This window comes from Microbacterium sp. Ld4, assembly GCF_045066555.1.
GTDB lineage: Bacteria > Actinomycetota > Actinomycetes > Actinomycetales > Microbacteriaceae > Microbacterium.
This window is the reverse complement of the sequence record NZ_JBISHE010000005.1, coordinates 156,815-178,278: the sequence shown is the minus strand read 5'-3', so window position 1 is coordinate 178,278 and position 21,464 is coordinate 156,815. Positions and strand designations below refer to the sequence as shown.

Annotated in this window: 21 protein-coding genes; 16 read left to right on the top strand and 5 right to left on the bottom strand. The window is 70.9% G+C overall.

Annotated elements, in window-relative coordinates:
- Positions 1 to 147: 147 nt before the first annotated feature.
- The 4 genes from ACJJV7_RS02395 (at position 148) to ACJJV7_RS02380 (ending at position 2,364) form a co-directional block, all read left to right on the top strand.
- Positions 148 to 480 carry a hypothetical protein gene (locus tag ACJJV7_RS02395; protein ID WP_405372056.1) on the top strand — a complete coding sequence of 111 codons (333 nt, stop codon included), beginning with the start codon at positions 148 to 150 and terminating at the stop codon, positions 478 to 480.
- 14 nt (positions 481 to 494) lie between these two features.
- On the top strand, positions 495 to 959 hold the full coding sequence (locus ACJJV7_RS02390) for a hypothetical protein (RefSeq protein WP_405372054.1): 465 nt from the start codon (positions 495 to 497) through the stop codon (positions 957 to 959).
- A gap of 177 nt (positions 960 to 1,136) precedes the next feature.
- Positions 1,137 to 2,003 (top strand): hypothetical protein, encoded by an 867-nt coding sequence (locus tag ACJJV7_RS02385; RefSeq protein ID WP_405372053.1) that lies wholly within the window; start codon positions 1,137 to 1,139, stop codon positions 2,001 to 2,003.
- A 118-nt stretch (positions 2,004 to 2,121) separates the two neighbouring features.
- Positions 2,122 to 2,364: a hypothetical protein gene (locus tag ACJJV7_RS02380; protein ID WP_405372052.1), complete on the top strand. Its 243-nt coding sequence runs from the start codon at positions 2,122 to 2,124 to the stop codon at positions 2,362 to 2,364.
- Between the two features lie 35 nt (positions 2,365 to 2,399).
- Here ACJJV7_RS02380 and ACJJV7_RS02375 read toward each other — a convergent pair whose 3' ends face one another.
- Positions 2,400 to 3,200, bottom strand: a complete 801-nt coding sequence (locus ACJJV7_RS02375; protein WP_405372051.1) for a hypothetical protein — start codon at positions 3,198 to 3,200, stop codon at positions 2,400 to 2,402.
- 254 nt (positions 3,201 to 3,454) lie between these two features.
- On the opposite strand from ACJJV7_RS02375, the gene ACJJV7_RS02370 reads away from it, so the two are divergent.
- Positions 3,455 to 4,561, top strand: coding sequence for a fatty acid desaturase family protein (locus ACJJV7_RS02370; protein ID WP_405372182.1), 1,107 nt, complete (start codon positions 3,455 to 3,457; stop codon positions 4,559 to 4,561).
- 56 nt (positions 4,562 to 4,617) lie between these two features.
- Here the strand turns inward: ACJJV7_RS02370 and ACJJV7_RS02365 are convergent, their stop codons facing one another.
- Positions 4,618 to 5,193 carry a nitroreductase family protein gene (locus tag ACJJV7_RS02365; RefSeq protein ID WP_405372049.1) on the bottom strand — a complete coding sequence of 192 codons (576 nt, stop codon included), beginning with the start codon at positions 5,191 to 5,193 and terminating at the stop codon, positions 4,618 to 4,620.
- 82 nt (positions 5,194 to 5,275) lie between these two features.
- On the opposite strand from ACJJV7_RS02365, the gene ACJJV7_RS02360 reads away from it, so the two are divergent.
- Positions 5,276 to 5,680 (top strand): cupin domain-containing protein, encoded by a 405-nt coding sequence (locus ACJJV7_RS02360; protein ID WP_405372047.1) that lies wholly within the window; start codon positions 5,276 to 5,278, stop codon positions 5,678 to 5,680.
- 5 nt (positions 5,681 to 5,685) lie between these two features.
- On the opposite strand, the gene ACJJV7_RS02355 is transcribed toward ACJJV7_RS02360, so the two are convergent.
- A complete protein-coding gene (locus tag ACJJV7_RS02355; RefSeq protein ID WP_405372045.1) occupies positions 5,686 to 7,014 on the bottom strand; it encodes an MFS transporter in 1,329 nt (442 codons plus the stop codon).
- 161 nt (positions 7,015 to 7,175) lie between these two features.
- On the opposite strand from ACJJV7_RS02355, the gene ACJJV7_RS02350 reads away from it, so the two are divergent.
- Genes ACJJV7_RS02350 through ACJJV7_RS02325 form a run of 6 tightly spaced genes read left to right on the top strand, consistent with a single transcriptional unit; the run spans position 7,176 to position 13,380 of the window.
- A complete protein-coding gene (locus ACJJV7_RS02350) occupies positions 7,176 to 8,750 on the top strand; it encodes a carboxyl transferase domain-containing protein (protein ID WP_405372043.1) in 1,575 nt (524 codons plus the stop codon).
- Positions 8,751 to 8,752: 2 nt separating this feature from the next.
- A complete protein-coding gene (locus ACJJV7_RS02345) occupies positions 8,753 to 10,753 on the top strand; it encodes an acetyl/propionyl/methylcrotonyl-CoA carboxylase subunit alpha (RefSeq protein ID WP_405372041.1) in 2,001 nt (666 codons plus the stop codon).
- Positions 10,750 to 11,247, top strand: coding sequence for a MaoC family dehydratase (locus tag ACJJV7_RS02340; protein WP_405372039.1), 498 nt, complete (start codon positions 10,750 to 10,752; stop codon positions 11,245 to 11,247). The genes ACJJV7_RS02345 and ACJJV7_RS02340 overlap by 4 nt, the downstream gene beginning before the upstream one ends.
- Positions 11,244 to 12,086, top strand: a complete 843-nt coding sequence (locus ACJJV7_RS02335) for an HpcH/HpaI aldolase/citrate lyase family protein (RefSeq protein WP_405372037.1) — start codon at positions 11,244 to 11,246, stop codon at positions 12,084 to 12,086. Before ACJJV7_RS02340 ends, ACJJV7_RS02335 begins: the two co-directional genes overlap by 4 nt.
- The gene (locus ACJJV7_RS02330) at positions 12,083 to 12,655 is read left to right on the top strand and encodes a TetR/AcrR family transcriptional regulator (RefSeq protein ID WP_405372036.1); all 573 of its coding nucleotides are present in this window, start codon (positions 12,083 to 12,085) and stop codon (positions 12,653 to 12,655) included. The genes ACJJV7_RS02335 and ACJJV7_RS02330 overlap by 4 nt, the downstream gene beginning before the upstream one ends.
- Positions 12,656 to 12,675: 20 nt before the next feature.
- Entirely contained in the window at positions 12,676 to 13,380 is a 705-nt protein-coding gene (locus tag ACJJV7_RS02325; protein WP_405372034.1) for an SDR family oxidoreductase, read from the top strand.
- Between the two features lie 9 nt (positions 13,381 to 13,389).
- Here the strand turns inward: ACJJV7_RS02325 and ACJJV7_RS02320 are convergent, their stop codons facing one another.
- Complete coding sequence (locus ACJJV7_RS02320) at positions 13,390 to 14,559, bottom strand: ROK family protein (protein ID WP_405372032.1); 1,170 nt, start codon at positions 14,557 to 14,559, stop codon at positions 13,390 to 13,392.
- 96 nt (positions 14,560 to 14,655) lie between these two features.
- Here ACJJV7_RS02320 and xylA point away from each other — a divergent pair, with 96 nt between their 5' ends.
- The 4 genes from xylA to ACJJV7_RS02300 all read left to right on the top strand — a co-directional run bounded on the left by xylA (position 14,656) and on the right by ACJJV7_RS02300 (position 19,097).
- The gene (gene xylA / locus ACJJV7_RS02315) at positions 14,656 to 15,843 is read left to right on the top strand and encodes a xylose isomerase (RefSeq protein WP_405372030.1); all 1,188 of its coding nucleotides are present in this window, start codon (positions 14,656 to 14,658) and stop codon (positions 15,841 to 15,843) included.
- A gap of 61 nt (positions 15,844 to 15,904) precedes the next feature.
- Positions 15,905 to 17,323 carry an FGGY family carbohydrate kinase gene (locus ACJJV7_RS02310; RefSeq protein WP_405372028.1) on the top strand — a complete coding sequence of 473 codons (1,419 nt, stop codon included), beginning with the start codon at positions 15,905 to 15,907 and terminating at the stop codon, positions 17,321 to 17,323.
- Positions 17,320 to 18,021, top strand: coding sequence for a ThuA domain-containing protein (locus tag ACJJV7_RS02305; protein ID WP_405372026.1), 702 nt, complete (start codon positions 17,320 to 17,322; stop codon positions 18,019 to 18,021). The genes ACJJV7_RS02310 and ACJJV7_RS02305 overlap by 4 nt, the downstream gene beginning before the upstream one ends.
- Complete coding sequence (locus tag ACJJV7_RS02300) at positions 18,000 to 19,097, top strand: Gfo/Idh/MocA family protein (RefSeq protein ID WP_405372025.1); 1,098 nt, start codon at positions 18,000 to 18,002, stop codon at positions 19,095 to 19,097. Before ACJJV7_RS02305 ends, ACJJV7_RS02300 begins: the two co-directional genes overlap by 22 nt.
- Positions 19,098 to 19,160: 63 nt before the next feature.
- Here ACJJV7_RS02300 and ACJJV7_RS02295 read toward each other — a convergent pair whose 3' ends face one another.
- Entirely contained in the window at positions 19,161 to 21,464 is a 2,304-nt protein-coding gene (locus tag ACJJV7_RS02295) for a glycoside hydrolase family 3 N-terminal domain-containing protein (protein WP_405372024.1), read from the bottom strand.

Below are 21,464 nucleotides of genomic sequence, written 5' to 3'. Positions count from 1 at the left end.
GCTCGTCCGCATCCCGTAGAGCGATCGGCAAACGGGACGCCGCGGATGCATTCGATCAGGTGGTGGGGTCATCCCGATTCCAGGCAACCCTGGGTTGCGCAAACCTAGGGTTGCGGTCATCATGAATGCATGACCGATAGTGGGGACGTGGTGCGTCTGATCGGGGCCTACCGCGCTCACATCGATGCCCGCATCTACGCGGAGAGGCTCGCGAGGCTCGGGATCGACGCGGGTCTGCTCCGGCGGGCTCTCGACTCCGAACGCCTCGATGACGTCCCGGCAACGACTCCACTGGTCCGGGCTGTGCTCGCAGAGGAACGTGTCGCTCATTTTCGTCATCGTGCCGGCCTCGCAGCGCGGGAGCGCCGGGAAGCGCTACGGCTCGAGAACCGTGAACGCTCGATCGTGGACATCGCTCAGGATCTGGGCATCTCACGGCAGGCTGTTTCCAAAGCCATCAGCGGAAAGGGAAAATTTTGAGCGCCAGTCACCCCATGCGCGATGACAGCGCCCGAGGCCCTTACCTTCTTGGACGCGGGGTTGAGGTGCTCGGCGCGCTGCTCGTTGGCGCCGCGCTGTGGTTGATCGCCGCATCGCCGGCAGTTATCGGCTGGATTGCAGCTCTGGTCGGAGTGTCACTCTTCGTTATGGGAAGGTGGCAATCGCTGCGGGCATGGGAGCACCTCCCTGCACTTCGGCGAACCTCACCTGAGCCGGGCTGGCTGACCGTTCTGGCGGGCGGCGTCTCGATAGCCGCCGTTGCCGCGGGGGCAGTTGTCGGCGCTGCATACGGCCCGCTCTCCGCCGTGATCGCCGTTATGCTCGGCGCCGCCGGAATGTACTTCGGCTATCGCAACCTGCAAGCAGATCCAAAGGGTGCTGAACGTGTGATGAGCGCTGTGCTTCTCGTCGCTGGCGTCGGAGTCGCGACCCTCGCTATCCAGGCGCTCCTATTCTGACGAGCCGGTGGGATTCGTCTCGACGGTCAGTCGATCCGTCAGCGAGCCATAACTGGTGCCGCTTCTTGCGCAGGAGGTGTGCTGCTGGAAGGGTGAGCCTTAGGGGGTAGCGAGCCAGGGGGGCTCGGCTCTTTTGAGGTGAGAGTGACAGGTTCATTCATTGGGCGCGGATCATTTGTGGCGGCCGCGACCGTTGTACTACTGATCGTTTCGGGTCAGAGCGCGACTGCAGCTCCAGAACCGGTGGACAAGACCCGCGAGGTCATCGATGAGGCGCTCGTCGCCGTCGGTAATGAGCTCACGCCGAGTGAGGTGGCAATTGTCCCTGATGCCGTGTCAGTGACAGACGAGACAGGCAGCCTGGATCTCGGAGGTGTCTCGATCGACATCACGCCGCTCGACGTCGAGAACTCGAGGGTTCTCGCACGCGCCGAGGGAGTGCAGGCGCTATCCGTGCTGAAGGAAGGATCATCCACGGCGGAGTTCGAGTTCACAGTGCCAAACGCAGCGACAGTCGTGCCGAGTAACGGCGGATACGACGTGATGATCGATGTCGAGGACATCAATATCACCATCGCGCACGTTGCGGCTCCGTGGGCTGTAGACGCCGAGGGCGTCTCGCTGCCGACCGAGTACACATTCGCGAATGGAGTGATCACTCAGACGGTCGACACGACGGGTGCGACCTTCCCTGTGGTCGCTGACCCGATGATCACCCTGGGGCTGGCTAACGCGCCGCAGGGCCCCGGCTTCTACTTGAATATGACGGGGCTGATGCTAAAGGCGCTCGGGACCGGAGTGATCTTCGCAGCTTCGATCGCGCCGGCAGTGATCTGCCTCACACTGGACAAGATCCCGCACCCGCTCACACGGAACGTGGTCCGGACGCTCTGCGGCTTGTTCGGAGCCCAGACTGTCGCTGGGATTCTCGATGACCTCGCGCGAAACCTGAAGAATTCGACCTACAAAAACACCAGCTGTTATCAAACTCGCCTCGGTAGCGGCAAGCCTTTCGTCGCCACCTCGAAAAGCAACTGCGCGTGAATAACCGGTGATGGAGGCTCCTGACGGGGGTCTCCATCACCGTCCCCTGCGTCGTCGTCGGGGATCCTCTTACGAACACAGCATCCGACGGTTTGCCGGGAGTCCGTACCATCGGCATATGCCCACTGGAGCAGCACACAAACGAATTGTGAATGAGATCGTCAACGGCGAGGTCGTTGCACAGGAATTCTTTCCCTGCCGCTGCGTTCGCGGTGAGGACCACCTCGATGACTCGTCCTCGTGGGGAAATCTGCTCGACACGGAAGATGATGGCACCGAAGATTTCGCAGGGGCTGAGGAAATCTGGCTGTCGAGCGGAATGGACGAGGACTACGACTTCCGTGCCACCAAGGATCTGTGACGAATCGCCTACTCGAGCGGGGACACCTTCTCCTGTCAGCGGCGGCTGGAGTCGGGTTCACCGTTGGGCATTGGTGGCATGAGTAAGCCGGCTCGGCGGTCCCGGAGTCGGAGGACCTCGCCGAGCAGGTGAAGCGCCTGCATCGGTAACCAAATGGAGAGATCGGTCCGCGGGGCCAGCCGCATCACTCTGTGCCCTTCGTTCACCTGCAGCGTCCGACGCTGCAGCAAGCCTTGATACGCCCACGGGCGGCCATGCGCGAAACCCGATGCGACCTGCCAGAGGAAGAGCACATCCATATCGGTGAAGTCCTGGGCTTCCTCGATCGGCTTGCTGATGGCGTACCCGTGCTCAACCTTGGGATCGAGTCCGAGCATCGTGGCGGTCTTCATAAGTGAGGAGATATTCGCGTCAGGCCTGTCCCCCACGAACTTGCCGACCGTCTTTCGCTCGTCCTGGTAGTTGCGAACGTGCCAGCGGAAGACGCGATTCAGGCGTTCCGCCCGTTGAGCTGGTCCAAGGATCCACAGAGCGGTCGCTGTGTTCTCGGTCGCCGCTCGGGCGAGGGTAGGGCCAACGGCGAGGTGCTCGACCTGGGCGTCGACGAGGAGCACCTTGATCCCGTGAAGCTGGTCGATGCTCGCGTTGATCAGATGGCGGACGGCCCGCGACACCTCAAACGGGTGCGCCTTGCGGTCATCACCCGCGAGCGAGCTGCGAGCAAGGACGGGGAACTCGTCCAGATCGCCGACGCGCTGGACTAGACGATCGACGGCGCTACCGAACTCGATCCACCTCTCGCGGATGTCTTCCTCGGTGTAACGGTCTTCGGCCACGTGTCCATTCTCGACGACACCTAACGGCGACCGTCGACCGATCGATAGTAGGTAAGGAGCGCGACCATGCCGACAAAAACACAGGAACAGTGACGGGCGCGCTCGTATGGGTGTCACCTGGCAACATCGTGCAGATGTCTGGTGCATACCGTTCGGGCTATGGACGTCCCCGTAGTGTGGCGTCAAGCCTTCGGCAGTTGCCCTCGGTTTTCTCGGCCTCCCCCCGGGCCCTCCAGTGAGAAGCAGGTGCTTTCATCGCCTCCACCGCCCTCGAGTCACGACTCGGACCTGTCCGTCAGACCTACGCCGGAACGAAGGAGTTCCCGCCCATGGCGAAGGCCTTCACCGACGTGTCCCGCGTCGTGCGCGAGACCGGCCTTCTTCAGCGCACACCCTGGTTCTATGCCCTCGTCGGCACGATCCTCGCGCTCGGCCTCGGTGGGACGATCACAGGTTTCATCCTCCTCGGGAACAGCTGGTTCCAGCTGCTCATCGCCGCGGCCTTCGGCATCCTGCTGACCCAGGTCGCGTTCGTCACCCACGAGGCTGCGCACCGTCAGGTGCTGACCTCCGGCCCGGCGAACGACCGCCTCGCGCGCTTCCTCGCCGCCGGTGTCGTCGGCATCAGCTACGCCTGGTGGACCGGAAAGCACACCCGCCACCACGCCAACCCGAACCGCGTGGGCAAGGACCCCGACATCGAGATCGACACGATCTCGTTCATCGAGACCGATGCGGCGTCGGCCACCGGCATCCGCCGTGCGATCACGAAGCGCCAGGGATGGCTGTTCTTCCCGCTCCTCACCCTCGAGGGCCTGAACCTGCACTATCTCGGCCTGAAGTACCTGGTGACCGAGCGCGACGTCAAGGCGCGCTGGCTCGAGATCGCGCTGATCGTGGTGCGCCTCTCGCTCATGATCGTCCCCGTCTTCCTCCTGCTGCCCGTCGGCATGGCGTTCGCCTTCATGGGCGTGCAGCTCGCCGTCTTCGGCCTCTACATGGGCGCCGCCTTCGCTCCGAACCACAAGGGCATGCCCGTCATCGCCCCCGACGCGAAGCTCGACTTCTTCAGCAAGCAGGTCCGCACCTCCCGCAACATCCGCGGCGGCTGGTGGGCCACCTGGCTCATGGGTGGTCTCAACTATCAGGTCGAGCACCACCTCTTCCCGAACATGCCGCGCCCGCACCTCGCGCGTGCCCGCGACATCGTGATGGAGCAGTGCCGCACCCTCGGGGTCCCGTACACCGAGACGAGCCTCATCCGGTCGTATGCGATCGTGATCGACTATCTGAACCGTGTCGGGCTCGCGGCCCGCGACCCGTTCGACTGCCCGGTCGTCGGCGCCTACCGCCCGTCCTGAACGACAAGAACCGCCTCTCCATCCCGGGGAGGCGGTTCTTCGTCGTCCGGGCGGGCTCAGCCGGGCAGGCGCCCCAGGAACGGACGCGGGTCGAGCACGGGGCGCGGTGACTCGTCGAGGCGCTCGCGCAGCTGCGCGTCGATGCTGCCGACGTAGAGCCACCCCATCAGGAGCTCGCTCTCGGCGAGGCCGTGGAGGGCGCGCACCTCGGGGGAGTTGACCATGAGGCCGGTGCGCCACATGACGCCCCATCCGGCTCGCCACAGCGCGAGCTCGAGCAGGTGCCCGGCGCCGGCCGCCGTGGCGTGCTGCTCCCAGGTCGGTGCGCTCGGGTGAGGGCGAGGGCTCGCGATGATCGCGATCAGCAGGTCGGAGCGGAACGGCTTCGTGTTGATCTCGCCGGCTTCCCGCTCGACGCCCGCGGCCGCGTCGAGGGCCGCGCCCAGGCGCGCGCGATCGTCGCCCCGGAGGGTGAGCAGCCGCCACGGCCGGAGCGCCTTGTGATCGGCGACGGGGGTCACCGCGGAGAGCAGGTCGAGGAGCTCTTCATCGGTGGGCGCGCCAGGCCCCACTTTCGCGAGCGATCGTCGCATCGCCATCGCCTGCAGAACGGGATCCCGGGGTGTCGGCATCCCTCTATTGTCGTGCTCCGCGCGAGTGAGTGGAGCCTCACCTGCCTGGAACGTGTCGCCGCAGCCACCTACAGTCGGGATCGTGACTGATTTCAGCGACCACGGACCCCACCCCCACGTTCTCGACATCGAGAAGGCCACCGTCTCCAACGGCACCTTCCGGACGGCCATGTGGACCGGGGAGCACCTGCAGGTGACCGTGATGGCGATCCCGGTGGGAGGGGACGTCGGGCTCGAAGTCCACCCCGATACCGATCAGTTCCTCCGGCTCGAGCAGGGGCGTGGGCGCGTGCAGATGGGCCCCGCCGAAGACGACCTCCCGTTCGACGAGACGGTCGGGCCCGACTGGGCGATCCTCGTGCCGGCGGGCACCTGGCACAACATCACGAACATCGGCGACGAGCCGATGAAGCTCTACTCCATCTACGGGCCGTCGCACCACGCACACGGCACCGTGCACCAGACGCAGGCCGACGACGAGGACTGACTTCCTCAGCCCGCGGTCCGCCCGCGGGACACGTCGCGCAGGCCCCGCGAGGCGATGACGCCCACGAAGCCCATCACGGCGAGGAAGAGCAGTGCCCAGCTCGCTCCGGCCAGGGCGATGAGCGAGCTGATGCCGCCGATCACCAGCAGGATGACGCCCATCGCGGTGTTCGAGACGGCGACGTACGTGGTGCGGAGGTCGCCCTCGGCCATGTCGACGACGTACGTCTTGCGACCGACGCGAACGCCGGTGTGGATGAGGGTCAGGGCGAAGTACGCGCCGATGAAGAAGATCGTGCCGCCCGCGCTCGAGCCCGAGAAACCGGGAAGCGACGTGGCCGCGACCACCGCGATGATCACGGCGGAGGCGGCTGCGGCGCCGTAGGTCATGACACGACGGCTCGACCGGTCGGCCCAGCGTCCGAAGATGCGTCCGCCGACCAGAGCGGCGACTCCCGAGGCGACGACGAACCCGCCGAGGCCCGCCAGCCCGTCCGACCCGGCCGCGACGGCGAGGCTGACGACGAACGGCGGCGCGAGGGCCGAGACGACGAGGAGTCCCCGGACGGCGACGAAGAGGCGGAAGTCGCGGTCTTCCCGGAGGAGTCGCAGGGTGTCGGCGAACCAGCCCGGGTCGTCGGCGGAGCGCTCCACGGCGGCAGGCGCGGGCTCGCGCACGCCGCGAGAGACGGCGGCCGACGCCACCCACAGTGCGGCGCCCGCCGCGAGGATCCACGCGAGGATGCCGGCGGTGAGGTCGTCGCCACCCCAGACGCGGATCGCGAGCCCGAGGGTGATGGCGACGATGCCGGATGCCGTCGTGGCGAGACCGTTGATCTGACCGCGCTCACCCTTGGGGACGGTCCGCCCCTGCACGTCCTTCGACGCGATCGAGCAGAGGCAGCGGCCGAGCGCGAAGATCGCGAGGGCGACGAGGATGACGGTGCCGGCCGCGAGGCCTTCGCCGAGGGCCGCGGTGGCGGCCATCACGGCCACGGCCGCGGCCTGCACGACGGCGCCCGCCGCGAAGACGCGGGTGCGTCGTCGCACCCGGACGACGATCGGCGTGAGGAACGCCTGGGGGAGCATCGAGAGCGATTCGCGGATCGGCACGAGCAGGCCGATCAGCGCAGCCGGGGCGCCGAGCGCGGTGAGCAGCCAGGGGAGCACGGTCGATGCGTTCACCGTCTGATCGCCCGTCGACTGCAGCGCATTAGCGGCGACGAGGCGCAGACCGTTGCGGGGGACGTTCCGGCGGACGTCGTCCGGCAGCTCGGCCTCGGCACCGGCGTCGCGTCGCAGCAGGGCGGAGTAGAGCTTGTCGGTCCCGGACACGGGATGACACTAGGCCGAGGCCGTCGCGGCTGCCAGCGAGGGTGCCCTCACCCGCTGCGCCGCGGCGAAGGCCTACCGCCGCGAGGGTCTCGCTGTTATCGTGCTCTCAGTTAGCGACCGTTAACCGAGCATTCTTCCCGACCAGGGAGGTGGCGTCGACGATGACAGCCCCCACGACCACGCAGGTCTCCTACGCCGATCTCGTCGACGAGCTGCGGCAGCGCCGTGCAGACGCCGCGCGCGGTGGTTCCGAGCGCGCCCGCGAGCGCCATGTCGCGCGCGGCAAGCTCCTCGCGCGCGACCGCATCGACACCCTCCTCGACGAGGGAAGCCCCTTCCTCGAGGTCGGGGCGCTGGCCGGGGTCGACCTCTACGAGGACGAATGCCCGTCGGGAGGAGTGGTCGCGGGCGTCGGGCTCGTCGAGGGTCGTCACGTCATGGTCATCGCCAACGACGCGACGGTCAAGGGCGGCACGTACTACCCGATCACGGTGAAGAAGCACCTCCGCGCGCAGGAGATCGCCGCCGAGAACCGGCTGCCCTGCATCTACCTCGTCGACTCGGGCGGCGCGTTCCTGCCGATGCAGGACGAGGTCTTCCCCGACCGCGACCACTTCGGCCGCATCTTCTACAACCAGGCGCGGATGTCTCGGGACGGCATCCCTCAGCTCGCCGCAGTGCTCGGATCGAGCACCGCCGGCGGCGCTTACGTGCCGGCGATGAGCGACGAGACCGTGATCGTCCGCGGCCAGGGCACGATCTTCCTCGGCGGGCCTCCGCTCGTGAAGGCGGCCACCGGCGAGGTCGTATCGGCCGAGGACCTCGGCGGCGGCGACCTGCACACCCGGGTCTCAGGAGTCACCGACCACCTCGCCGAGAACGACGCGCACGCCCTGCAGATCATCCGCGACATCGTGGCGACCCTCCCGCCTTCGCCGCCGCTGCGGGAGCAGCCCGAGAGAGTCGTCGCCCCCGCCCGGCCGGCCGAGGAACTCCTGGACGTCGTGCCCGTCGAGCTGACCGCCCCCTACGACGCCCGGGAGATCATCGACCGCCTCGTCGACGGCGGAACATGGCACGAGTTCAAGCGTGAGTTCGGCGAGACGCTCGTCACCGGATTCGCCCGGCTCCACGGCCACCGCGTCGGCGTCGTCGCCAACAACGGGGTCCTGTTCAGCGAGTCGGCGCTCAAGGGGGCGCACTTCATCGAGCTCTGCGATCAGCGTGGCATCCCCCTGGTGTTCCTGCAGAACATCGCGGGTTTCATGGTGGGCCGGGAGTACGAATCGGGCGGCATCGCGAAGCACGGCGCGAAGATGGTCAACGCCGTCGCGTGCGCCTCGGTGCCCAAGCTCACGGTCGTCGTCGGCGGCTCGTTCGGGGCAGGGACCTACTCGATGTGCGGCCGGGCGTACTCGCCGCGCTTCCTGTGGCTCTGGCCCGGTGCGCGCGTCTCCGTCATGGGCGGGCCGCAGGCGGCATCCGTCCTCGCCACCGTCCGCCGCGAGCAGATCGAGGGCCGCGGCGAGGAGTGGTCGGCGGAGGACGATGCGGCGTTCCAGGCGCCCATCCGCGCACAGTACGAGCGGCAGGGAAGCCCCTACTACTCGACCGCCCGCCTCTGGGACGACGGCATCATCGAGCCCGGAGAGACCCGCGACGCGCTCGGCCTGGCCCTGGGTATCTGTCTCCGAGCCCCCTTCGACGCGCCGGGCTACGGCGTCTTCCGGATGTGACCATGTTCTCCACCGTCCTCATCGCCAACCGGGGCGAGATCGCCTGTCGCATCATCGGCACGCTCCGCCGGCTCGGCATCCGCTCCGTCGCGGTCTTCAGTGACGCGGATGCCGGCGCCCGCCATGTCGCGCTGGCCGACGTCGCGGTGCGCCTGGGCCCGGCGCCCGCGGCGCAGAGCTACCTCGACGTCGACGCGGTGCTGGCGGCGGCGCGGGCCACGGGCGCCGACGCCGTGCATCCGGGGTACGGATTCCTCGCCGAGAACGCAGCGTTCGCTGCGGCCTGCGCCGAGGCGGGCATCGTCTTCATCGGCCCCTCGGCCGAGGCGATCCTCGTGATGGGCGACAAGATCGCCGCCAAGCACGCGGTCGAGGCGCGGGGGGTGCCCACGGTCCCCGGAGTCGCCCGGGCCGGCATGACCGACGACGACCTGATCGCGGCCGCGCCCGGCGTCGGCTATCCCCTTCTCATCAAGCCGTCCGCGGGCGGCGGCGGCAAAGGCATGCACGTCGTCACGGATGCCGCCGGTCTCCCGGGTGCGCTCGCCGCCGCCCGGCGCGAGGCCGCGGCCAGCTTCGGCGACGACACCCTCTTCCTCGAGCGATACCTCGATTCGCCGCGCCACATCGAGGTGCAGGTGCTCGCCGACGCGCACGGCGCAGTCGTGCACCTCGGCGAGCGCGAGTGCTCGCTGCAGCGTCGCCATCAGAAGGTGATCGAGGAGGCGCCGTCGCCGCTGCTCGACGCCGAGACGAGGGAGCGCATCGGACGCGCCGCGTGCGAGACGGCGCGGAGCGTCGACTACCGGGGCGCCGGGACGGTGGAGTTCATCGTGGCCGCCGATCGCCCCGACGAGTTCTTCTTCATGGAGATGAACACGCGCCTGCAGGTCGAGCATCCGGTGACGGAGGAGATCACCGGTGTCGACCTCGTCGCCGCGCAGCTGCGCATCGCGACGGGGGAGCCGCTCGGACTCCGTCAGGAGGACGTGCGCCTGACGGGGCACAGCATCGAGGCGCGCCTCTACGCCGAAGACCCCGCTGCGGGCTTCCTGCCCACCGGCGGGCGGGTGCTCTGCGTGCGGCATCCTGCCGGCGACGGCATCCGGGTCGACACGGCCCTCGCCGACGGTCTCGACGTCTCGGTCGACTACGACCCCATGCTCGCGAAGATCATCGCCACCGCCCCGACCCGCGACGAGGCTCGCCGCCGCCTCGTCGCGGCGCTCGGCGACACCGCGGTGCTCGGGTTCGCCACGAACATCGCCTTCCTCCGGGCGCTGCTGGAGGTGCCCGCGGTCGTCCGTGGAGAGCTCGATACCGGCCTCATCGCGCGCGAGCTCGATGGTCTTCTCCCGTCCGATCCGGGTGACGACGCGCTGATCGTGGCGGCGCTGCTGCTCGACGACGCGCAGCGCGGGGGCGGCGCGGACGGGCCGGAGGGGAGCGGCAACGCCCGGGCCGGCGAGAGCGCCTGGCTCCGCGGCGACGGGTGGCGACTGGGCCCTCCCGCCCCGCGCCGCCTCGCGGTGGCGGAGGGTCCGCGGCACGAGACGGTGGAGCTCACCGGTGTGGGGGCGGCGCTCCGCGCCGGAGACCGACCGGCATCCGTCGCTCGCCACGGCGACCGGATCGCGGTGCGGATCGGCGACACCGTCACCACGGTGGTCGCCGTCGTGCAGGCCGACCGGGTCTTCTTCTCCGCGGGCGGGGCGACCCATGAGGTGCACCGCGTGCGCACCGACCACGGCAGGGGAGCCGACGCCCTCGGCGATCCGGAGCTCGTCTCGCCCATGCCGGGGGTCGTCGTCGTCACCGCCGTCGCCGACGGCGCGGCGGTCGCCGCCGGTGACGCGGTGGTGGTCGTCGAGGCAATGAAGATGGAGCATGTGGTGAGGGCGGAGATCGCGGGCGTCGTCTCGCTGCGCGTCACCGCCGGCGACAGCGTCGCCCGTGGGCAGACGCTCGCGGTCGTGACCCCGACGCAGGAGGAGGACGCATGACCGAGGAGACACCACGCCGCATCGTGCAGCGCGGCCTCTATTTCGATGAGCTCGAAGAGGGCGCGGTCTACGTGCACAGTCCCGGGCGCACCGTCACCGAGGCCGACAACGTCCTGTTCACGACGCTCACGATGAACACGCAGTCCCTTCATCTGGATGCCGCGTGGTCGGAGCAGACCGAGTTCGGCGATCGGCTCGTCAACAGCATGTTCACGCTGTCGACCCTCGTCGGACTGTCGGTCGCGCAGCTCACCCAAGGGACGATCGTCGCGAACCTGGGCTTTTCTGAGGTGACCTTTCCGGCTCCGGTCCGTCACGGCGACACCCTCTATGCCGAGACCGTCGTCGCCGCGAAGCGGGAGTCGCGGTCGCGCCCCGGTCAGGGCATCGTCGAGTTCGTCCACACGATGCGCAATCAGCACGACCAGGTGGTCGCGACGGCACGGCGCAGCACGCTGATGCGCCTGTCTCCCGCGCACGAGGCGTCGTCGTGATCCCCGGCCCGGCCCTGCTGTTCTGCCCGGCGGACCGCCCCGAGCGCTACGCGAAGGCGGTGGCGGCAGCGGACGCCGTGATCATCGACCTCGAGGATGCCGTCGCGCCGGACGACAAGAAGGCCGCCCGTGAGTACCTCGCCGCCGCCCGCGATCACCTGACCCCCGAGACCCAGGCGGGGCGCGTCATCGTGCGGGTGAACCCCGCCTCGAGCCGCGAGTTCGCGCACGACCTCGCGGCGCTCCGCGGGCTGCCCTTCCGCCGGCTGATGCTGGCGAAGGCCGAGGAGACGGCCGACCTGGCCGCGCTCGACGGTTTCCGCGTGATCGCGCTGTGCGAGACCCCGCGGGGCGTGGAGAACGCGGGTGAGCTGGCGCGGCATCCGCTCGTCGACGGGCTCATGTGGGGGGCGGAGGATCTCGTCGCCGGCATCGGCGGCAGGTCGAGCCGCCGACCGGGCGGTGCCTACCGCGATGTGGCGCGCTACGCCCGCTCCCGCGTGCTGATCGCGGCGGCGGCAGCGGGCATCGATGCGATCGACGCGGTGCACCTCGACATCGCCGACACCGCCGGCCTCGAGGATGAGGCGCAGGATGCCGCGGCGTCGGGCTTCGCGGCCACCGCGTGCATCCATCCGTCCCAGGTCGCCGTCATCCGCGGCGCCTACGCCCCCGCCCCCGCCGAGGTGGAGTGGGCGGGGGCGGTGCTCGACGAGGCGACGTCGCAGCCGGGCGTGTTCCGGTTCCGCGGTCGGATGATCGACGAGCCCGTGCTCCGTCAGGCTCGTCGCACGATCGCGGCGGCGCTCCCTGGCGAGGCGGGCGGCGACCGGTCGTGACGACGTGGCGCGCGACGCAGAAGGCGCATCGGCGCGCCGACCTCATGGCGTCGGCGGCCCGGCTGTTCGCCGAGCGCGGGTTCGCGGCGGTCTCGACCGCCGACCTGGGCGACGCGGTCGGCATGAGCGGCCCTGCGCTGTACCGCCACTTCGCCAGCAAGGAGGCCCTGCTGTGCGCGCTGCTCCTCGACGCCAGCGAACGGCTGCTCGATGGGGCGCGGTCGCTCGCCGTCGGCGGTGACCCCGCGCGGGTGTTCGACGACCTGATCGCCTTCCACCTCGACTTCGCCACGACCGACGCCGACGTCATCCGGGTGCAGGATCGCGAACTCGCCGTGCTGCCCGCGGCCGTCAATCAGGAGGTGCGCCACCTCCAGCGCGCCTACGTCCAGGAGTGGGACAGGCCCTTCGCCCTCCTCCGCCCCGACCTCGACGAACCCGAGCGGCAGACCAGGCTCCTCGCCGCCTTCGGCCTGCTCAACTCGACGCCGCACTCGGCCGCGCCGAGCGGGCCGCGGGCCGGCGGCATCCTGGCCGGCATGGCTCGCCGTGCGCTGCTCGACGCCTGACGCGATGCGAGGATGAGGGGATGCCGCACACCATCGCTCTCACCGGTGCCGGATCGGGCATCGGGCAGCTTCTCGCGCGCCGCCTCGCCGAGCGCGGCGATCGGCTGATCGTCGTCGCCCGGGACGCAGACCGCGCGGCCGACCTCCGGGCCGAGTACCCCGGATCGATCGCCGTCGTGGCCGATCTCACAGAGCCGTCGTCGCTCGAGGCCGCGCTCGCGGCGGCGGGGCTGCCCGAAGAGTTCGACGAGATCGACGCGCTCGTCCACGCCGCGGGGATCGTCGACCTCGCGCACGTCGCCGACCTGCCGGTCGCCTCGTGGCAGGCGCAGCTCGCGGTCAATCTCGTCTCGCCCGCCGAGCTCACGCGCCTGCTGCTGCCCCGGCTCCGCCGCGCGCGCGGACAGGTGCTGTTCGTGAACTCGGGCGCCGGCCTCACCGCCCACCCGCAGTGGGCCGCCTACGCCGCGTCGAAGCACGGCCTGAAGGCGCTCGCCGACGCGCTTCGCGGCGAGGAGGCCGGCCACGGCGTGCGGGTCACGACCGTCTACCCGGGCCGCACGGCGACGCCCATGCAGGCGCAGGTGCACGCGCAGGAGGGCAAACCCTACGACGCGGGCGCCTGGATCGACCCGGCATCCGTCGTCACCGCGATCGTCACGGCCCTCGACCTGCCCCGCGACGCGACCATCACCGACCTCTCGGTCAAGCCCGGCCCCCGCTGACCTCCCGGTTCAGATCGCCGAGGGGCTCGCCAGCACGTCGGCGAAGACGGCCTCGGCCGCGCCGATGAGCAGGCGGTGCTCCGCCAGCTCGGCGGGGAGGATCCGCAGGTCTTCGCCGCACGCCGGCATCGCCTGCGCGCGGACGGCGTGCTCGAGGCCCTCGGTGTCGAGGCCGGCCAGCACGGAGAGGAATCCGCCGAGCACGATCGCCGACGGGTTCAGCACGTTGACGGCGTTCGCCAGCGCCGTCGCGAGGATGCGGCGCTGGCGCTCCACCTCGCCCGCCACCGACGGATTGCCCGCGGCGGCCTCGAGCGCGCCGCCCAGCTCGCGGTCGTCGCCGCGGGTCAGGCCGACGACCGCGAGCAGGCGGGCGCGGCTGACCTCGTCCTCCAGCACGCCGTCGCGCGCGCGACGGTCGGCGAGGGTCGCGATGCCGGGGCGGTTCTGCCCGAACTCTCCCGCGTAGCCGCCGGCGCCGACCACCGGCATCCCGTTCACGATGATGCCGCCGCCGATGCCGCTCGCGCCGCCGTTGAGGTAGACGGCGTGGTCGATGCCGCGCGCCGCCCCGAACAGGTGCTCGGCGACCGTGCCGAGAGTCGCGTCGTTGCCGACGACGACGGGGAGGCCGGTGGCCTCGGCGACGATGTCGCGGAGCGGTTCGTCGACCCAGCCGAGGTGCGGCGCGTCGCGGACGAGGCCGTCCTCGGTGCGGACGAGTCCGGGCACGGCCAGGCCGATGCCGAAGATGCGGGCCCCGGCGAGCTCGTCGGCGCGCCACTGCTCGATCTGGGTGGCGATCAGCCGCGCGGTGGTCTCGGGGGTGAGCAGGTCGTCCTGGGCGAGCACGACGACGGCGCGGATGCTGCGATCGAGCCCGACCGCGGCGATCTCGAGGGCGTCGACCTCGGGGTTGACCGCGATGGCGACCACGGACGGGTCGACGGCGACGACCGGAGAGGGCCGCCCGACGCGGTGCGACGGATCGGGCGCGCGCTCCTCGGCGAGTCCGAAGGCGACGAGGGAGCCGACGAGATCGGCGATGGTGGAGCGGTTGAGGCCGGTCAGCTCGGTGAGGGCGGCGCGAGACTGCGGGCCCTCCCGGTGGACGATTCCGAGGATGCTGCCGAGATTCGCGCGCCGGACGGATTCGACGGTCCTGCCATGGTCGCTCACGGACCCACCCTAGCGAGCCGATCGGGGGTTGGCGGGGAGGCGGGGCTGGTATACGTTGTTGGCAGCAACATTTATTCAGGATCGCGAAGGAGCGTCATGCCCACCCCTACCCCCGCCGACAAGTTCAGCTTCGGTCTGTGGACCGTCGGTTACAACGGCACCGACCCCTTCGGCGGCCCCACCCGCCCGCCTCTCGACGTGGTGCACGCCGTCGAGAAGCTCTCCGAGCTGGGCGCCTACGGCCTGACCTTCCACGACGACGACCTGTTCGCCTTCGGGTCGAGCGACGCCGAGCGCCAGACCCAGATCGACCGTCTGAAGGGTGCCCTCGACGCGACCGGGATGATCATCCCGATGGTCACGACCAACCTCTTCAGCGCCCCGGTCTTCAAGGACGGCGGTTTCACCGCCAACGACCGCGACGTCCGCCGTTTCGCCCTCCGCAAGGTGTTCCGTCAGCTCGACCTCGGCGCTGAGCTCGGTGCCAAGACGTTCGTCATGTGGGGCGGCCGCGAGGGCGCCGAGTACGACTCCGCCAAGGACGTCCGCCAGGCGCTCGAGCGCTACCGCGAGGCCGTCAACCTGCTCGGCGACTACGTGACCGACAAGGGGTACGACATCCGCTTCGCGATCGAGCCGAAGCCGAACGAGCCGCGCGGCGACATCCTGCTGCCGACCCTCGGCCACGCGATCGCGTTCATCGACTCGCTGGAGCGCTCCGAGCTGTTCGGCGTGAACCCCGAGGTCGGCCATGAGCAGATGGCGGGCCTGAACTTCGCCGCCGGCATCGCCCAGGCGCTGTACCACGGCAAGCTCTTCCACATCGACCTCAACGGGCAGCGCGGCATCAAGTACGACCAGGACCTCGTGTTCGGTCACGGCGACCTGCACAACGCGTTCGCCCTCGTCGACCTGCTCGAGAACGGCGGCCCCGGGGGGGTGCCGGCCTATGACGGCCCGCGTCACTTCGACTACAAGCCGAGCCGCACCGAGGACGAGACCGGCGTCTGGGAATCGGCCGCCGCCAACATGCGGACCTACCTGCTCCTCAAGGAGCGCGCGCAGGCGTTCCGCGCCGACCCCGAGGTGCAGGAGGCGCTCGCCGCCGCCAAGGTCGATGAGCTGTCCGTGCCGACCCTGAACCCCGGCGAGAGCTACGACGACTTCCTCGCCGACCGCTCGGCCTACGAGGACTTCGACACCGACGTGTACCTCGGCGGCAAGGGCGGCGGCTTCGTGCGGCTGCAGCAGCTCGCCACCGAGCACCTCCTCGGCGCGCGCTGACGGACGTTCGCGCCCCCGGGCGCGCGGCGGCATCGGCGACAGGCAGACGGAGGGAAGTGCGATGGCACTGGTGATGGGTGTCGATTCGTCGACGCAGTCGTGCAAGGTTCTGATCGTGGATGCCGCCACGGGCGCCGTGGTGCGCTCGGGGCGGGCTCCGCACCCGCCCGGCACCGAGGTCGACCCCGAGCAGTGGTGGGTGGCGATGCAGGCGGCGATCGCGGCGGCCGGGGGCATGGAGGACGTCGCGGCGTGGTCGATCGGCGGTCAGCAGCACGGCATGGTGGTGCTCGACGAGCACGGCGCGGTGATCCGCGACGCGCTGCTGTGGAACGACACCCGCTCCGGCGCTGCGGCGACCGAGTTGACCGCCGAGTTCGGTGCCGACGCGCTCGCGCGCCGCACCGGGCTCGTGCCGGTCGCGTCGTTCACGATCACGAAGCTCCGCTGGCTGCGCGGCGCCGAGCCGGGCAACGCCGAGCGCGTCGCAGCCGTCGCGCTGCCCCACGATTGGCTGACCTGGCGGCTGCGCGGCTACGGCGCCGTCGCACCGGATGCGGCTGAGGGCGCGGCGCTCGACGAGCTCGTCACCGACCGCTCCGACGCGTCGGGGACCGGCTACTGGAACCCCCAGACGGGGGACTACGACCGCGAGCTGCTCACGGCCGCCCTCGGGCACGACGCGGCGCTGCCCCGCGTGCTCGGCGCGCGCGAATGGACGACGGATGCCGCCGGGCGGCGGGTGGGTCCGGGCGCCGGCGACAACGCGGCGGCGGCTCTCGGCGTCGGCGCCGTGACGGGCGACGTGGTCGTCTCGATCGGTACCTCGGGCACGGTCTTCGCCGTCAGCGAGACCCGCACGGTCGATCCGTCGGGCACGGCGGCCGGGTTCGCCGATGCCGCCGGCGGCTACCTCCCCCTCGTCGCGACGCTGAACGCGGCGCGCGTGCTCGACGCGGCCGCGCGGCTGCTGGGCGTCGACCACGACGGTCTCACCGAGCTCGCCCTCGCGGCGACGCCGGGATCGGGCGGAGTGGTGCTGGTGCCCTGGTTCGAGGGGGAGCGCACCCCGAACCTCCCGCACGCACGCGCGTCGATCGCCGGTCTCTCGCTCGAGAACACGACCCGCGAGAACCTCGCGCGCGCGGCGATCGAGGGCATGCTCGCGGGGCTGGCCACCGGACTCGATGCGATCAGGGCGCTCGGCGTCACGGCCGAGCGCGTGCTCCTCGTCGGCGGTGCGGCGCGCAATCCCGCGGTCGCCCGCGTGGCGGCGCAGGTCTTCGATGTGCCGGTCGCGGTGCCCGCCGCGGGCGAGTACGTCGCACTCGGTGCCGCCCGCCAGGCGGCGGCAGTGTGGGGCGACGCCTGGCCGCGGTGGACCGTCGAGATGGACCGCGAAGCGGTATCCGATCCGGTGCCGGGCATTCGGGCGGCGTACGACCTCGCGGCGGGACCGCGGGCGGAGGAGTGGCGATGACCGCCCGGCAGGCGCTGATCGTCCGAGGCGGGTGGGAGGGCCACCACCCCGTGGCCGCGACCGAGCTGTTCATCCCCTTCCTCGAGTCCCAGGGCTTCGCCGTGCGGGTCGAGGAGTCGAACGAGGTCTACGCCGACGCGGAGGCCATGGCTGCTGTCGATCTGATCGTCCAAGCCGTCACGATGTCGACGATCTCCGGAGACGCCGTGCGCGGGCTCCGGGCGGCGGTCGAGGCCGGTGCCGGGTTCGCGGGGTGGCACGGCGGTATCGCGGACTCCTACCGCGAGAGCGCCGACTACCTCATGCTCGTCGGCGGACAGTTCGCGACCCACCCCGGCCGTCATCCCGACGATCGCCCGGGCGACGAGCGCGACAACTACCTCGACTACGCGGTCGAGATGACCGAGCTCGGCCGGATGCACGAGATCACGGCGGGCGTCGGCGACTTCACGCTGACCACCGAGCAGTACTGGGTGCTCCACGATGACCTCATCGACGTGCTCGCGACCACCACCCACCCGGCGCGGGACTATCACCCGTGGCACCGCCCGGTCGTGAGTCCCGCGGTCTGGACGAGGGAGTGGGGTTCCGGGCGCGTCTTCGTCGCGACGCCCGGCCACGCCCCCGACGTCCTCGACGACCCGAGCGTCCGGACGATCATCGAGAGGGGACTGCTGTGGGCAGCCCGCACGCGGTAGGAATCGTCGGTCTCGGCGTCATCTCCGGGCAGTATCTCGACACGTTCGCCGGCGGGGATGCCGTGCGCGTCGCGGCCGTTGCCGATCTCGACGCCGGCCGCGCCGCGGATGTCGCCGCGAACCTGCCCGGCGCCCGGGCGCTCACGGTCGCGGGGCTCATGGCCGACCCCGAGGTGCAGACCGTCGTGAACCTGACGGTTCCGGCCGCCCACGCCGAGGTCGCCCTCGCGGCGATCGCCGCCGGGAAGTCCGTCCACGGCGAGAAGCCCCTCGCCCTGACGGTCGCCGAGGGCCGAGGCGTCGTGGCGGCGGCCGCCGGAGCAGGCGTGCGCCTCTCCTGCGCCCCCGACACGGTGCTCGGAACCGGCATCCAGACCGCGCGGCAGCTCGTCGACGACGGGGCCATCGGGCATCCGACGGGGGCCACGGCGACGTGGGTGTCGCCGGGCCACGAGCTGTGGCATCCGTCGCCGGAGTTCTACTACGCCCCGGGCGGCGGTCCCCTTCTCGACATGGGTCCCTACTACGTGACGAGCCTCATCCACCTGCTCGGACCGGTCGTCGCCGTCTCGGGCGCCGCACGGCGCCGGCGGCAGGAACGGACGGTCGCCTCCGGCCCGCGCGCCGGCCGCACGTTCACGGTCGAGGTCGACACCCACGTCACCGGCCTGCTCGAGCATGCGAGCGGGGCCGTCTCGACGATCCTCACGAGCTTCGACGGCGTGGCCACGGCAGCGCCGCCGATCGAGGTGCACGGCGAGGCCGGCTCGATCCAGGTGCCCGACCCGAACATGTTCGAGGGCGCCGTCCGTCTGCAGACCCTCGGCGACCGCGAATGGCGACTCGTCGAACCGTCGGCCGGCTACGCGGCATCCGGTCGCGGTGTCGCCGTCATCGACGCGGTGCGCTCGGAAGAGGGACCGCGCGCCGGGGGCGAGCTGGCCCTGCACGTGCTCGACGTCATGGAGAGCGTGCTCCGCTCGTCCCGCGAGCAGCGACGTCTCGAGATCGGCACGAGCGTGGTCCGCCCGTCGCTCGTGCCGCTCACGCCGCGCGAACGCTGGCTCGCGCACTGACCCGAACGAACGCACCGGCCGCCCGCTTGGACGCGCGGCCGGCCGGGACGTCGAACGGGGGCGTCAGGCGTTCCGGCCTGCGGGTTCGAGCGCCCGCACCTCCGCCGCCCCCATGCGGGGGTCGGCGGCGGTGACCGCGTGCACGTCGCCGGTCAGCTCGACCGTGCTCTCGGCCGCCCGCTCGGCGCACGACCGCCCCACCCAGACGTCGACGGCGCCCGGCTCGACGACGCGACGACCGCTCCGATCGGTGAACGCGAGCCGGGCGGTCGGCACGGTGAACGTCACCCGCACGGCCTCGGCGGGCGCGAGCGTCACGCGCTGATAGGCGAGCAGCTGCGCGACGGGGCGCGTCATGCTGGCGACGACATCGTGCCCGTAGAGCTGCACGACATCGGTGCCGGCGACCTCGCCGGTGTTCCGGACGGTGACGGATGCCACGAGGGCGCCGCCCGTCGAAGCCGTGGCTTCGACGTCGAGATCGTCGTAGGCGAACGTCGTGTACCCGAGTCCGAACCCGAAGGGCCGGACGGGCGTCGGATCGGCGCTCGTCACGTCGATCGGGCCACCGAGCCGCGGGTGCAGGTACGAGTAGGGCTGCGATCCGGCGGAGCGGGGGAGCGAGACCGGCAGGCGCCCGGCCGGATTGATGCGGCCCGAGACGACTCCGGCGATCGCATCGGCGCCGGCTTCGCCCGGGAAGAACGTCTGCACCACGGCGGAGGGAGCGGCGTCGCCGTCGAGGGCCCACCCGATCGCGTAGGGCCTCCCCGACACGACGACGAGCACGACGGGGGTCCCCGTGGCGGCGACCTCCTCGACCAGCCGGCGCTGCAGCCCGGGGAGCTCGAGGTCGTCGACGTCGTTGCCCTCGCCGACCGTGCCGCGGCCGAAGAGTCCCGCCCGGTCACCGACGACGACGACGGCGAGATCGGCGCCCGCCGCTGCCGTGACGGCCTCCGCCAGCCCCGAGGCGTCGTCGCCCTCGACCTCGCACCCTCGGGCGGTCTCGATCGCGGCATCCGGGAACTCGCTCCGGAGCGCGCCGAGGATCGTCGGGATCTCGATGCCCATGGGGGTTTCGGGATGGTGGGCGAGGACGTGGTTGACGAACGAGTAGCAGCCCAGGAGAGCCTCGGCCGAGTCGGCGTTCGGCCCCACGACCGCGATCCGTGACGGGGATGCCGCGGGCAGAGCGCCGTCGTTCGAGAGCAGGATGACCGACTCGGCCGCCAGGCGCCGGGCGATGTCGCGGTGACGCGGCGAGTCGAGGTCGACCGCGGCGGGTGGCGCGTCGAACGAGGCGTCGAGCAGGCCGAGGCGCTCTTTCTGGCTCAGCACGCGCAGCACCGCCTCGTCGAGGATGCCCTCGCTCAGGCGGCCGCTCCGGATGCGCTCCAGAAGAGGCCCGGCGAACGCATCGCCAGTGGGCAGCTCGACGTCGATGCCGGCGCGGAGGGCGAGCTCGGCGGCTTCGCCCAGGTCGGCCGCCACGTGGTGGGTGGACGCGAGGAACGCCACCGCGAAGTAGTCGGACACCACGGGACCCTCGAAGCCGAGCCCGTCGCGCAGGACGCCGCGGAGGTAGTGGCTGCTCGCCGCGACGGGCTCGCCGTCGATCTCGGCGTAGGAGTTCATGACCGAGCGGGCGCCCCCGTCGCGGATCGCCATCTCGAACGGCGGGAGCAGCACGTCGGCGATCTCACGCGGACCGGCGTGCACGGGCGCGTGGTTTCGCGCGGCCTGCGAGGCGGAGTAGCCGACGAAGTGCTTCAAGGTCGCGTCGACGCTGGCCTCCTGGAGGCCCCGGACGTAGGCGGTGCCGACGGTGCCCACGAGGTAGGGGTCCTCGCCGATGCATTCGTCGACGCGTCCCCACCGCGGGTCGCGGATCACGTCGAGCACAGGGGCGAGCCCCTGGTGCACGCCGAGCTCGCGCATCGATTCGCCGATCGCGGTCGCCATCTCGGCGACGAGGTCGGGATCGAACGCGGCGCCCCAGGCGAGCGGAGTCGGGAACGTCGCTGCCTCCCACGCGGCGAGGCCGGTGAGGCACTCCTCGTGGACGATCGCGGGAATGCCCAGGCGCGTCTCGGCGACGAGCCGTCGCTGCTCCGCCCAGAGCCAGGCGGCGCGCTCCGCGGGATCGACCGGGCGGGTGCCGTACACGCGGGTGAGGTGCCCGAGGCCATGCTCGGTGGCGTCGGCGTAGCGGGTCGTGGTGACCATCTCGTCGGCGAGCGGGGCGACGACCTCGCCGCCCTGGTCGACCCAGTAGCCGACGAGCTGAGCCGCCTTCTCCTCGAGGGTCATGCGGGCGAGCAGGTCGTGGACGCGCTCGGATGCCGGATTGCGGGGATCGGTCAT